General features: G+C 41.3%; 12 protein-coding genes. 9 read left to right on the forward strand and 3 right to left on the reverse strand.

Annotated features, from left to right (window positions below):
- Window positions 1–141 precede the first annotated feature (141 nt).
- The 5 genes from H6G86_RS20660 to H6G86_RS20680 all read left to right on the forward strand — a co-directional run bounded on the left by H6G86_RS20660 (window position 142) and on the right by H6G86_RS20680 (window position 5279).
- On the forward strand, window positions 142–1176 hold the full coding sequence (locus H6G86_RS20660) for an aromatic ring-hydroxylating dioxygenase subunit alpha (RefSeq protein ID WP_190935880.1): 1035 nt from the start codon (window positions 142–144) through the stop codon (window positions 1174–1176).
- A gap of 135 nt (window positions 1177–1311) precedes the next feature.
- Window positions 1312–2061 (forward strand): sterol desaturase family protein, encoded by a 750-nt coding sequence (locus tag H6G86_RS20665; protein ID WP_190935881.1) that lies wholly within the window; start codon window positions 1312–1314, stop codon window positions 2059–2061.
- Window positions 2061–2669 carry an acyl transferase gene (locus H6G86_RS20670; RefSeq protein ID WP_190935882.1) on the forward strand — a complete coding sequence of 203 codons (609 nt, stop codon included), beginning with the start codon at window positions 2061–2063 and terminating at the stop codon, window positions 2667–2669. Before H6G86_RS20665 ends, H6G86_RS20670 begins: the two co-directional genes overlap by 1 nt.
- The gene (locus H6G86_RS20675) at window positions 2669–4183 is read left to right on the forward strand and encodes a GH3 family acyl-acid amido synthetase (RefSeq protein ID WP_190935883.1); all 1515 of its coding nucleotides are present in this window, start codon (window positions 2669–2671) and stop codon (window positions 4181–4183) included. The genes H6G86_RS20670 and H6G86_RS20675 overlap by 1 nt, the downstream gene beginning before the upstream one ends.
- A 355-nt stretch (window positions 4184–4538) precedes the next feature.
- Window positions 4539–5279 carry a dienelactone hydrolase family protein gene (locus tag H6G86_RS20680; RefSeq protein WP_190935884.1) on the forward strand — a complete coding sequence of 247 codons (741 nt, stop codon included), beginning with the start codon at window positions 4539–4541 and terminating at the stop codon, window positions 5277–5279.
- Between the two features lie 26 nt (window positions 5280–5305).
- Here the strand turns inward: H6G86_RS20680 and H6G86_RS20685 are convergent, their stop codons facing one another.
- From H6G86_RS20685 to H6G86_RS20695, 3 genes are all read right to left on the reverse strand, one after another.
- On the reverse strand, window positions 5306–6262 hold the full coding sequence (locus tag H6G86_RS20685) for an N-acetylglucosamine kinase (protein WP_190935885.1): 957 nt from the start codon (window positions 6260–6262) through the stop codon (window positions 5306–5308).
- A 99-nt stretch (window positions 6263–6361) separates the two neighbouring features.
- Window positions 6362–7633 (reverse strand): MFS transporter, encoded by a 1272-nt coding sequence (locus H6G86_RS20690; RefSeq protein WP_190935886.1) that lies wholly within the window; start codon window positions 7631–7633, stop codon window positions 6362–6364.
- A gap of 55 nt (window positions 7634–7688) precedes the next feature.
- On the reverse strand, window positions 7689–8078 hold the full coding sequence (locus tag H6G86_RS20695; RefSeq protein ID WP_190935887.1) for a GxxExxY protein: 390 nt from the start codon (window positions 8076–8078) through the stop codon (window positions 7689–7691).
- A gap of 112 nt (window positions 8079–8190) precedes the next feature.
- Here H6G86_RS20695 and H6G86_RS20700 point away from each other — a divergent pair, with 112 nt between their 5' ends.
- The 4 genes from H6G86_RS20700 (at window position 8191) to H6G86_RS20715 (ending at window position 14105) form a co-directional block, all read left to right on the forward strand.
- Complete coding sequence (locus H6G86_RS20700; protein WP_190935888.1) at window positions 8191–11175, forward strand: valine--tRNA ligase; 2985 nt, start codon at window positions 8191–8193, stop codon at window positions 11173–11175.
- A 186-nt stretch (window positions 11176–11361) separates the two neighbouring features.
- Window positions 11362–11796: an HmpF-related protein gene (locus tag H6G86_RS20705; protein ID WP_012410997.1), complete on the forward strand. Its 435-nt coding sequence runs from the start codon at window positions 11362–11364 to the stop codon at window positions 11794–11796.
- Window positions 11797–12037: 241 nt separating this feature from the next.
- Complete coding sequence (locus tag H6G86_RS20710) at window positions 12038–13408, forward strand: DUF3370 domain-containing protein (RefSeq protein ID WP_190935889.1); 1371 nt, start codon at window positions 12038–12040, stop codon at window positions 13406–13408.
- 163 nt (window positions 13409–13571) lie between these two features.
- Window positions 13572–14105, forward strand: a complete 534-nt coding sequence (locus tag H6G86_RS20715) for a dihydrofolate reductase family protein (RefSeq protein ID WP_190935890.1) — start codon at window positions 13572–13574, stop codon at window positions 14103–14105.
- Window positions 14106–14110 lie beyond the last annotated feature (5 nt).

Genomic DNA, 14110 nt, shown 5'->3' on the forward strand with positions numbered 1-14110 from the left:
CCTTTTTGAATTCAGAACTAATTTCTTGCTGTAGCGACTCCATTTTAATTGGAAATTACCTCTTTTGGAATTCGATAGATCCAGCAATGGAGTTCTACTCAAGACATTGCCATAATTTAAATACGATCGCTCCCACCCATCATGCAATTTGCAGATTTCTGGTACATTGTCGCACTCAGCGAACAGTTACAACCTAACAAGGTATTATCACGCACCGTTTTAGGAGAATGGTTAGCGATATTTCGCGGTGAAGATGGACAACCCGTAGCTTTGCGCGATCGCTGTTTACACCGCAATAGCCGTCTATCATCAGGTAAAATCTGTAACGGTGCTTTACAATGTCCCTATCATGGTTGGGTATACGACGCGGTTGGTAATGTCATTGCTGTTCCAGCCGAAGGAGATGACTTCAAAACTTCCCCACAGCGTCGAGCCAAGTGTTACGCTACCAAAGAACAGGATGGCTATGTTTATGTGCGGTTAGCCGATACCCCAAGCGTTGCCCCAAGTCTTAATCTTGAACCCTTTTCTATGCCTCACTACGGGAAAACGGGATGGGAAACGGTGCGGGTAATTAACCGTTTTGCTAACAATGTTACTAATTGTGCGGAGAACTTTATTGATATTCCCCATACGGCTTTTGTTCATCCTGGCGTTTTTCGTACTTCCCGCCAACAAAAGTTAGAGATGACTGTAGAACGCTGGAATGGTTCGGTTTTGGTGGAGTATCGCAACGAAAACAGGAATTTGGGATGGTACAGCCGTTTTCTGAATTTGCAGGGTGCAGAGATTAAACATAGCGATCGCTTTTATATGCCAAATATTACCTCTGTAGAGTATAAGATGGCACATAATCGCCATTTGTTTATTACCAGTCAATCTGTTCCAGAAACTGATAATTCAACTCTGGTTTACACCGATGTCACCTACAACTATGGTATTTGGAATAAGTTAGCACGTCCTTTTGTGCGGTGGACTGCTCAACACATTATCTGCCAAGACGTGGAAATTTTGGGTATTCAGGGGGAAGCGATCGCTAAATACGGGACACAATTTTATAATACGCCTGCGGACACAATTCATATATTTGTCGAGTCAATTATCGCAGCTATATCTCGTGGAGAAGATCCGCGTTTATTGCCAAATCAATCTCTAAAAGTTACATTTTGGGTTTGAAAATAATTCGTAATTACCCCCCTTAATCCCCCCTTGTAAAGGGGGAAGATCGGAAAACCCAGTTCCCTCTCCTTTATAAGGGGAGGGTTAGGGTGGGGTAAAACCCATGTTTAAAATCAGCGTGAGCAATCAAAAGTGGAAATACAAAACTTTTCACAACTACTAATTTTTGGTTCTTTTCTCGGATTAGTTGGTTGGACTATTATCAATCAGGTTGGGCGAACTCAACTTAAAGTTAAAACTCGTGAAGATTGGCTAATAGATGTTGCCGGATTAACTATTCAAGGAATTTTAATTCCCTTACTACAAGCGACTTTAGTTTATTGGCTTTATCAATATTTACTACCCATTCAACAAGGATATTTAAAAATATCATTAATTCCGGCTTTTATTACCAGTTTTGTTGTGGTTGATTATTTATATTATTGGAATCATCGTTTATTACATACTAAATTGTTGTGGAATGTTCATAAAGTCCATCATACCATTACTCAGATGGATGTATTAGGAACTTCTCGCAACACAGTTTGGACAAGTTTATTAATTGTTTATTTATGGATACACACTTTATTTTTGTATCTATTAGCTGATCCTACAGGTTATTTACTTGGAGTAAGTCTAACTTCTGCCTTAGATTTATGGCGACATAGCGACTTGATAATTTCTCCAAATACCAAACTCTATCAATTTTTATCTTCTTGGCTAATCTTGCCACAGGATCATGCTTGGCATCATTGCCGCGAAGTCCCCAATTATAACTATGGGGCTAATCTGAAAATTTGGGATAAATTACATGGAACATATTATGAAAGCAAAAACTTGCCATCTATAATCGGAATTCCCAGCTCATTAAACTTGTTTCAAAAACTTTTATTCCCATTTTAATGACAGTTCTAAGTAAAATTCTTTCGTTTTTTCCCACCTTTATATTATTGCTAACTGGGGCAGCAATAGTCTACCTCGCTTATTCACCCAATATTTTCAGCATTCTGGCGGTGTTCCTTTCTATTTATGGGCTACCAGTGCTAGTTTACCGCTTACATGAATGGGTTTATCCTGTGCGGGAGGGGATTAGTTATCTACAAGGTAAAGAATATAGTCCCTGGTGGGGTAGTCATCAAATCCAGGTAATTTATATTGCAATTCCGGTGTTGGAAGCAGTGCTGCGATTGATTCCGGGGGTGTTTTCTTGTTGGTTGCGATTGTGGGGTGCTAAAGTGGGGCGAGATGTATACTGGACAACAAGATTGGAGATTGCCGATCGCAGTTTATTAGAAATTGGCGATCGCGTCGTTATCGGGCATGGTGTTGGTATCTATTCTCACATCATTAAACCCCGCAAGCAAAATTTAATGTTGTATGTCAAAAAAGTCAAGATTGGCAGCAATGTTTTTGTGGGAGCCGGATCTAATCTTGCTGCTGGTGTAGTCATTGCTGATGGTTCTTATGTACCAGCAGTCAGTAACCTTTATCCTAATCAAAAGGTGCAATAATGCGTCCGATTATTCAGCTTTTTGGGCAAATCCTTGCGTCAACTGCGAGGCGATTTCATCAAGCTTTGGATAACCCAGAGTTAATGCAGACATCTGTACAGAGGGAAATTTGCGATCGCTTAATCAAGAGTGAGTATGGTAAAACTTTGGGGATTCATTCTGTAGATGATTGGCAGCGTGTGCCAATTGTAGATTATGATGCACTCGAACCCTACTTAAATCAAAAACAGCAGCAAATTTCCCTCACATCAGAACCCATTTTGTTCTATGAAAAAACCTCTGGTAGTAGCGGGGCAATAAAATGGATTCCTTATACTCAATCTTTGCGGCGATCGTTTAATCAGATGTTCTGCGTATGGGCGCATGATTTGATTGTACATGGCCCAAAATTTTCCGCAGGCAAGCTTTATGCTTGTATCTCGCCGCAATTAAATGTAGCTGATAGCCAAACTTTACAGGATGATTTAGATTACTTAGATGGCTGGTTGCGTTGGTTTTTGCGTCCTTGGTTGGTCATGCCAAATAAACTTAATCGGCTGCATGACGCGAACTTATTTAAGCATCAACTGGCTTTAGCATTATTAGAGGCTAAAAAACTAGAAATTATCTCTATTTGGAGTCCTAGTTTTCTACAAGTACATTTAAAATATATTCAAAAAAATCAGGATTTATTGCGAGAAGAATTACACAACCGTATTTCACATCATCGCTTGCAACTCCTTAGCGAAAGTAATATTCCCTGGATGCAACTCTGGCCACATTTGAAGCTGATTTCCTGCTGGGATAGTGCCAATGCAGCAGATCAAGCTCAGGGATTAAGATTGCAATTTCCAGGTGTATTAATTCAAGGTAAAGGACTACTAGCAACGGAAGCCCCAATAACGATTCCCTTGATTGTAGCTGGGGGATATGTGCCGGTTCTCGATGAAGTTTTTTTCGAGTTCGAGGATGAGACTGGTTCCTTGCATGGTTTACACGAACTCGAGATTGGCAAGGAATACACGATTATTTTATCCCAGAAAGGAGGTTTGTATCGTTATCGAATTGGCGATCGCATCCGGGTAACTCATTACTATCGCCACACTCCCTGTTTAGAGTTTCTCGGACGACATCAAGCTGTTAGTGATTTGGTGGGCGAAAAGTTGCAAGAAACCTTTGTAAATAATGCTCTGACTATGTTGAACTTGCAAGAAACTAATTTTAAAAGTTTGATGCCCACTGCCGATCCTCCACACTATATTTTATTACTAGATTCAGCAGAAGAAAGCCCAGAAATTATTGCCGAACAATTGGATCTAGCTTTATCAGAATCATATCATTACAAGAGAGCTAGAGCCATCGGTCAACTTGCACCAGCAAACGTCTTAATCTCTAGTCAAATTCCTGAAATATTAGTTTCCCATCGTATCCGCACTGGAAGTATTTGGGGAGGTATTAAACATCCAATTCTGGCAACATCACCCATTAGCACTGAATTTCTACAAGAGTTGAAGTTGGAAATTGGCCAGAAATAGCTAACCTCTGGATTTTGATGATTTCCTTGCTGTCCTTGTTTATTTAGTAATTTCCCAATAGTCATCATCTGCGATCGCCTCTGTGGTAAGTTGATTTACTGGAAATACTTAAGTCTTAAAAAGTACATTTATATGGACACACAGATGTGCATACCGGAGATAGAATATTTTTTATTATCAATAAATTAATGTAATTTCGTTCTGTAAATTTTGAAAAATGTAGAAGAATACTACAAGCAGTTCAATATTAGAGATGCAAAATGGCACTGGCCTCGCAGCGATAACGCATCTCTAAGCAGATTATTGCGATAAGGCGATCGCTAGATGCCATATTGATATACACGGAGACAAAAAAGTGCAAATTACTAAGCGCAACATTGAGTTAAGAGTCGATGGCAGTTTAATGCGTGTTTATGTTGCGGCTCCTAAAGCAGCAGGAAAATACCCTGGTATTGTCTTCTACAGTGATATTTATCAGCTAGGCGATCCAATGATTCGTCTAGCTAACTACTTAGCAGGATATGGCTATGTAGTAGCAGCACCAGAAATTTTTCATCGAATAGAGCCAGTTGGTTTAGTAATAGAGCCGGATGATCTAGGAAGGATGCGGGGAAATGACGATGCGCGTCGAACCTCCGTAGCTGATTATGATGCCGATTGCCTTGCTGTGATTGAATTTCTAAAAGGAGAGAGTGCAGTTTCTCCAAATCAAATAGGCACTTTAGGCTTTTGTATTGGTGGACATTTAGCATTCCGCGCAGCATTTCAAAGCGAAATTCGGGCTGCCGTTTGCTGTTACCCTACTGGTATTCCCAGTGGTAAACTGGGTAAAGAGGTAGCCGATACAATCCAGAGAGTAAGTGAAATCAAAGGCGAGATGCTAATGGTGTTTGGTACTCTTGACCCTCATATACCAGATAGCGATCGCCAAACCATAATCAAAGCAATTGAGAATGCTAACATACCTCACCAAGTTTTCTTGTATGAAGCAGAACATACATTCATGCGCGACGACGGTTATCGTTATGATTCTAGTGCTACCACCGCAGCTTGGTCTGAAATAATAACTTTTTTGGGACGCATATTTGCAAACTGAAAACTTCTATTATTGCTTTCTTCGCATCAAATTTGAGTTGTCTGCAAAGCTAATAACCCAGCACCATAAGCAGGTTCGTACCTCGGAAAAATCACGTTTACATTAGGAAACTTCTTAACAAGAGACGCTGCAAATCTTTCATGGATCTTGCATCTACCGCGCCACACACTTCCTGTTGTGACTACTTCTAAAATTGAGTCAGCACTAAAAATTGCATCAATTACTGTAGATGTAGCTTTCACTAACTCTTTTACAGCATCATCAATTATGATATTCGCTACAATATCACCTGAAGCTGCTGCCAAATCTACAACTGGTGCTAAAGCCGCAATCTGTTTAACTCCCCATTCTCGCCGATATACTACATCTATTAAATCTTCTATACTTTCCAAATCAAGATGCTGTTTGAAACCCTCTACCAAACTCGTTGAGCTTTCCCGTCCATCATAAGATTTTAATGCTGCATTCATGCCTGCGATCGCAATTTTATAGGCGCTACCTTCATCTCCTAAAATATACCCCCAGCCGCCGACTCGCTTAGTATGTCCTTCATGATTTCGACCAAAAACTATCGAACCAGTACCTGCTGCAACTACAATTCCTACAGGCTGACCAATTCCACCAACTAAAGCAATTAAAGCATCATTACAAATTACAATATTAGTTGGCTGTAATGCCCAAGTAATAGGCAATTTATTATTCAGTAACTCTTTAACTAAACCTTTCACTACTTCGATATCTGTTGCACGACCTACACCTGCTAAACCTAAACATATCGCATCAATATTCACAGAATTTGTAATTATTGCTGCCTCAACCGCATTTTTAATTGCAGATTGAATAGATTGTAAAGTTGCTTCTAGACCTATACTTTGATAATTAGATGGACCTGCTTCACCGTAACCTAGCACTTGACGCAAATCATCCATCAAGACACAAACAGTCTTGCTACCACCGCCATCTACCCCCAAAACATAAGTCATATAGCAGTCCTAAATCATCTTGTAAAATCCCCATTTCTTATCTCTCCGTGTTCTCTGTGCCTCTGTGGTTCGATTAAAATTCTATTTTTCATAACTCATTTAGGATTGCTGATTTTGACGCTTCAATTCTTCCTTCAAAGGAATAAAAAAGATAGCAATCATCCCAGGAATAGTAAACAAACAGACCAAGACAAAAAATAATGGATAGCCAAAAGATTTTTGAAGATAACCGCTAACTAATCCAGGTAGCATCATTCCTAAAGCCATAATGCCAGTGGATATGGCAAAATGAGAAGTTTTATATTCACCTTGGGAAATATACATTAGATAAACACTAAAAGCCGTAAATCCAAAACCATAGCCAAATTGCTCTAATGAAACCAAAGGATATATTAATTTTAACGAAGGTTTAGCATAAGCCATATATACATAAAATATATCAGGCAAGTTTAATGCCAAAGCCATAGGAAAGAGACACTTTTTTAATCCATATTTTGAAATTAGCAAGCCTCCTAAAATTCCTCCACAAATCAGTGATATTACCCCAAAAGTACCATATACTAGCCCGACATCTGACGTTGATAGCCCTAAGCCACCTACTTCTGATTTATCCAATAAAAACAAAGAGGCTATCTTGACAAGCATCGCTTCGCCAAATCTGTAGAGCAAGATAAAGGCTAAAATACTGATAATTTTATCTTGAGCAAAATATGAGCTAATAATTGACCAAAAAGGGATCTTTTCTCTAACTTGTATTTGCCGTTGGTTATCTGATTCCGGTAATGGTAAAATTAGGCGATGGGAAATAAATAGGATTGCTAAAATTAAAGCTGAGAACCCAATAGCAATAGTCCAGCTTAAAGGAATGTTGTTGAGAGATACTTCAAGCTGACCCGCTAAGACTACTAATATTCCAGAACCGAAGATAACAGCCATTCTATAAAATAGTGAGCGAATGCCGACAAAGAAGGCTTGTTGTTCTGGAGATAAAGCGAGGAGGTAGAAACCATCTGTGGCAATGTCATAAGTTGCAGAAATAAATGCTCCTATTGTTAATGTTGTGAGGGAGATGAAAAAGAAATTTGGCAGTTGTAAGGAGAAGGCTATCAAACCCAAGCAGCAGAACATGGCAAATTGAGTATAAAGTATCCATTTACGTTTGGTAGAGTAAGTATCAACAATTGGGCCCCAAAACATTTTGATGACCCAAGGTAGATAGAGGAAGCTTGTCCAAAGGGCGATTTGGGCGTTATCGATTCCGAGTTTTTTGTAAAAGATTACAGAAACTGTGTTGATGATAATGTAAGGGATGCCGGAGGTGAAATAGAGGGTAGGGATGAATTTCCAAGGGGAGGTTGTTTGGTGTTTCATGGGTTTAGGGGACGAACCGCGAAGGACGCAAAGAGTGCAAAGAAGATAAAGAAAATTAAGAAGAGAGTATGATGCGTTTGATGCCGTCTTTGAGGAGAGGAACGTTAAAGTTGATGAGAAGGGCTAGAGGATAATGAGTCATTTTAAGGTAGGAGAGGACTTGGGCTTCATGAATGGGGATTAAGTTTTGGACAGCTTTCAATTCAATAATTAGAGAGCCTCCAACCAAAAAATCTAATTTGCCCTCGCCTACTGAACGACCTTTGTAGTGTACTTTTACTGGATGCTCAAACTCATAAGGTATTCCGCGAATCAGAAATTCTTCTCTCAACGCCTTGTGATAAACCTCCTCTAAAAACCCCGCTCCTAATACCTGATGTACCTCAATCGCCGCTCCAATCACCCTATAAGCTAGATTTTCTAACTGAACACTTGGTTGCCTCATCTTACCTTCCTCCTCTTCCTTTGTGTCCTTTGCGTCCTTTGCGGTTCGTTTCCATCAATCCCTCTCCAACCCTGTGGCAAAATTTATTAGAGTCCTTCCTTAGTTTTCCCGCATGACCGCAACCATTCCCAATCTCCCCAGTCTCTACGACCCCTTTTCCACTGAAGCCAAGTGGCAAAAATTCTGGGAAGACAACCAAGTCTACAAAGCTGACCACAACAAAGGCGGCGAACCCTACTGCATCGTCATTCCCCCCCCCAATGTCACCGGCAGCTTACACATGGGTCACGCCTTTGAAAGTGCGTTGATTGATACCCTCGTGCGCTACCACCGGATGCAGGGACGCAATACCCTATGGCTACCCGGAACTGACCACGCCAGTATCGCTGTGCATAGTATGCTGGAAAAGCAACTCAAGACAGAGGGTAAGACTCGCTACGAATTGGGGCGCGAAAAATTCCTAGAACGCGCTTGGCAATGGAAAGCGGAGTCTGAGGGAACGATTCTGAATCAGCTACGACGCTTGGGTGTCTCGGTGGACTGGTCACGGGAAAGGTTTACCCTGGATGAGGGTTTATCCAAAGCTGTTGTCGAGGCGTTTAATCGCCTCTACGAGGAAGGCTTAATTTATCGTGGTGAATATTTAGTTAACTGGTGTCCAGCTTCTCAGTCGGCTGTGTCTGATGTGGAAGTAGAAAATCAAGAGGTGAATGGAAATCTCTGGCACTTCCGCTATCCTCTCACCGATGGTTCTGGTTTTGTAGAGGTGGCGACAACTCGACCAGAAACGATGCTGGGTGATACGGCAGTAGCAGTTAATCCCAATGACGATCGCTACAAACATCTCATTGGCAAAACTTTAACTCTGCCAATTCTACAACGAGAAATTCCCATCATTGGCGATGAATTTGTTGATCCTACCTTCGGCACAGGCTGCGTAAAGGTGACTCCCGCCCATGACCCGAACGATTTTGACATGGGTAAGCGTCACAATCTGCCGTTAATCAACATTATGAATAAAGACGGCACTCTCAACGCCAATGCTGGGGAGTTTCAAGGACAAGACCGCTTTGTTGCTAGAAAAAATGTGGTTTCTCGCCTAGAAGCAGATGGCTTTTTGGTGAAGATAGAAGATTATAAGCATACCGTTCCCTACAGCGATCGCGGTAAAGTACCCATTGAACCCCTACTCTCGACTCAGTGGTTCGTCAAAATTCGCCCCCTAGCTGACAACACTCTCGAATTCCTCGACCAGCAAACTTCCCCAGAGTTTGTCCCCCAACGCTGGACTAAGGTCTATCGTGATTGGCTAGTAAAACTCAAAGATTGGTGTATTTCTCGCCAATTATGGTGGGGACACCAAATTCCGGCTTGGTACGCTGTCAGTGAAACTGATGGGCAAATTACCGATAACACGCCCTTTGTAGTAGCGAAATCGGAAACTGAAGCTTGGGAAAAAGCAAAATCACAATTTGGTGAAAATGTCAAGCTAGAACAAGACCCAGATGTGCTAGATACTTGGTTTTCTTCTGGACTTTGGCCATTTTCGACTTTAGGCTGGCCGGAACAAACTCAGGATTTGGCGACTTACTACCCGACTACCACTTTGGTGACAGGCTTTGACATCATCTTTTTCTGGGTAGCCAGAATGACAATGATGGCTGGGCATTTTACTGGTCAAATGCCTTTCCAAACGGTTTACATCCACGGCTTGGTGCTGGATGAAAAAGGTCAGAAGATGTCAAAGACCAAAGGTAATGGTATTGACCCATTGTTATTAATTGACAAATATGGTACTGATGCCCTGCGCTATACCCTAATTAGAGAAGTGGCTGGCGCGGGTCAAGATATCCGCTTGGAATACGATCGCAAAAAGGATGAATCGGCATCAGTTGAGGCATCCCGCAACTTTGCAAATAAGTTGTGGAATGCTGCCCGGTTTGTGATGATGAATTTGGATGGACAAACGCCGCAACAACTGGGGAATCCAGTCGCTACAGAATTGAGCGATCGCTGGATTATATCGCGGTATCATCAAGTTATCAAACAAACCACCAATTACATCGATAATTACGGTTTAGGGGAAGCAGCAAAAGGACTCTATGAGTTTATTTGGGGTGATTTCTGCGATCAGTATATTGAACTGGTGAAATCCAGATTACAAGCAGATGCCGATCCAGTATCGCGGCGAGTAGCACAGCAAACCCTCGGCTACATATTGGAAGGAATTTTAAAACTGCTTCATCCTTTGATGCCTCATATTACCGAAGAAATTTGGCAAACTCTCACCCAACAACCAGCAGATTCCCCGCAAACTTTACCATTGCAAATATATCCCCAGGTAGATGCAAACCTAATTGATCCAGCTTTAGAAGAACAGTTTGAATTACTGATTGCTACTATCCGCACAATTCGGAATTTGCGCGCAGAAGCGGATATTAAGCCAGGGGTAAAAGTGACAGCGAATTTGCAAACTGAAAGTGAAAAGGAGCGGGAAATTCTCACTGCTGGACAGTCTTATATTAAAGATTTGGCGAAAGTTGAGATTTTAACCATTACTGACAAAGAAAAAAGCCAAACTGTTACTGCTAATAAACCTCAGAGGGGTTTGAAGATAATTGGCTTAACTCTTGTGGCCATTGTCTTTGGTCGATTGGGTTTAGCTGCGGGAAATGCCATTGATGACATTCCCATCGTCGGAACTTTCTTTGAATTAGTTGGTTTTAGTTACACAGCGTGGTTTGTTAGCCAAAATTTGCTAACTGCTCAAGCGAGACTTAGGTTATGGAGCCGATTTTTCCCGCAGACAGAATTAGAGCAACCACAAGAACCAGAAAATGCGATCGCTGGTGTAATTGGTACAATACAAGTGCTAATTCCTCTTAATGGGGTAGTAGATATTGAAGCTGTGCGTGCCAAACTAGAGAAAAGCCTAAGTAAAGCTGAAGCCGAAGTTCAATCCCTCAGTACCAGATTAAACAATCCTAGTTTTGTGGATAGAGCCAGAGCCGACGTGGTACAGGGAGCGCGGGATGCCTTAGCAGAAGCACAAAAACAAGCTGAGATTTTGCGCGTACGCCTTAAGGCGTTGCCGTAGGCATCGCCTTAAGGGGTTAATGTAGGCATAGCCTGCGTGGCCTAGGATAACTGTAATGGGTAATGGGAGTGTTAATAATTCCAATTACCCATTACCAATTAACAAGATCCAAATATCAATTCTGGGACTTATTATTTTATTGAATTTTTTTAATTTTTAATTTTTAATTGGAGCGAAGCGACCCTCATGCTATATCTAGCCCAGGTGCGTAAAAACGATTTTTTAGACCAGCACCAGTTACGCTTGTTGGCGCGTCAAGAAGCTGATAACTTGTGGGCGATAATTCCAGAAGAGGCTTTCATTCTGCTAGGAAAGGGAAAGAACATGAGTGAAAACTTGCTTGTTTTAGTAGAACTTTCCTCAACAGGCGACATTGAAAGAATAGAAGACGCTACCAACTGGGTACTCCATTTGGTACAAAACTACCTCACTATCGGCATTACCCCAGAGTTTTTGCAGCACGAAGCCGAGCGAGCAGAACATTGGCGACAATCCTTGACGTTGCAAAACCAAGATTTAGCGAGGCGTTCCTTAGAATTGGAAGCTCGTCGTGAACAAATTCAAGCCTTAGAAGAAAGCCTCAAACGCGAGAAAAATGGTTATCCCCAACAGGAAAGTTAAAAGCAATCCTTTTGAGAGCCTCCAGACCCGGACAAATTATCCTCCGGGTAACATTCAAGAAAAATTAGAAATTCTTTCCTTAAAGACAACTTGAGAATTTCATTCACGGGTATTGGATTTAAGTGAATATCAACATAAAAATTTTCACCTATACGGCATAAGTGAATAAAGCGCAAATCATACAGAATTAGTACAAGTATGCTGTATTCTTAACTTCACTGATAAATTGCTTTTCGAATAAATGCTTAATTTTATTTCCTATTTGCTTTTGGCTCAAGCAGCACCTTCTCCAGCATCTGAACCCCAGGAAATCTTAATTCCGCAACAAACAAGACCTTTACCTGGGCATCTTGATGCAATACCAGTATTTAACAGTAATAACCCAGAAGTAGTTCAGAGTGAAGGTATTCTCCTGTCTACATTTCCTCCTCAAGGCAAAAAAGTGCCAAGCGCACACCTGAACTTTCTATGGAAGGGACGCTTTGATTTGTTTTCTCATCATATTGCTCGAGCCATTGAGACTCCAAATGATTTGCAGACTCTTTATTTGGGGGTAATTGTTTACAATCCAAGCGATCGCCCTGCAACTATAAACATATTGCAAGCAGCCAGTTATGTTAGTCAACCTGATGCACCTTTTCTCAAACTTCCCCCCATACAGTCAAATAATTCGGGAAAAATTTATGCTGGACCTGGCGATCGCGTCATGAATGATGTGCTACGAGGAAAACGGCAGTCAGGATGGCCAGCCCAGTTGGTAATTCCACCAAAACAAAGCCGGATGTTAATGAATCATCCAATTCCAGTGCGTCCTTTAAAACCGCCATTAAATGGACGTTCTACTTTGTTGCGTTTGTACAGTGATAGTCCAGTTTATATGGCGAACCTAGCTATGTTTGCCAAACCCAATCCAGATGCTACTGAACGAGCGCCCACTTTAAAAGAATGGGAAAACTTGTTAGAAAATGGTGATTTTGCGGGGCCGCGTGAACCTGCCCCTAGTCCTCCAAATAATCTGACAGCGACAGCAGAAATTTACGGTCGGGTAGCGGCGGTAGCTGTCGGCTCTCGTTGGCAAGCACAAGTTACCGACTCCAATAGTTCATACCTGACAATTCCTGCTTCAGGACAAGCTTTTTCATACGGTTTAAGTACCCTTTTAGCAGGCAAAATGGGTACTGGACAAAACCAAACTGCCAAACTTGCGGTGCGTTATCCTGGTACTGCTTACGAGGCTCACGGCAACTACGGTATTGAATATAACATCTCGCTACCATTAATCAACAATACCGCCAAACCACAAACTGTAAATGTGCTTTTTCAAACACCTATTAAAGAAGACGACTTAAGTAAACCTGGGCTTCGCTTTTTTTCACCACCCCAACCATCCGTCTTTTTTCGAGGCACAGTTCGTATTCGCTACAATGACGATAATGGCTTACCCAGAACCCAATATTGGCATTTAGTTCAACAACGGGGACAGATGGGAGAACCGCTTGCTCAATTAAAAATGTCTCCAGGTCAGCTGCGAATGGTAAAAGTAGATTTTCTCTACCCACCAGATGCTACGCCCCCTCAAATGCTGACAATTCAAACTTTAGACCAAAAATAAGGCAAAGCAAAGAAGGCAGGACTTGCATTCCTTCCAATCCATCTTTATCAAAGTATAAGTTGCTCGTGCTTTAGAACTCTTGCAAAAGTTTTTTGTGATACAATCAGAGATTTACCAATTTGCGATTAAGACTTTAATTAGCAGTGAAATTTTGGAGAGGCAAATGACGAAAGTTACACTCTATATTGCAGCTAGTTTGGATGGTTATATTGCTCGCAACGATGGCGGAATTGATTGGCTATCAATCCTTGATATAGAGGGAGAAGACTACGGTTATGGTGCTTTCTACAAATCCATTGATGCTATTGTTTTGGGCAGCAATACTTATGAAGTAGGGCTGGGTTTTGATGAATGGCCTTATCCGGGGAAGAAATCATTTGTTTTCACCAAACGCCATCTCCAATCTGACCGCGAGGACGTTGTATTTGTTTCTGATACAGTCAAAAACGCCTTGGCAAATATAGAGGCTCAAGGTTTTAAAAATATCTGGCTAGTTGGTGGCGGAGCATTAATCAATTCATTTCTTCAGCACAGCTTGATTGATGAATATATTATTTCAACTATTCCAACTATCTTAGGTAGCGGTATATACCTTTTCCCACCACCTACCCCTGAAGAAAAATTGGAACTGATTAACTCAAAACAATATTCTAGTGGTTTACTGCAATCACATTATAGGCGAAAAGGGAAGCTTTAAAAATG

Origin of the sequence: Nostoc sp. FACHB-133, assembly GCF_014698055.1 — a bacterium.
In the GTDB taxonomy this organism is placed as follows: domain Bacteria; phylum Cyanobacteriota; class Cyanobacteriia; order Cyanobacteriales; family Nostocaceae; genus Nostoc.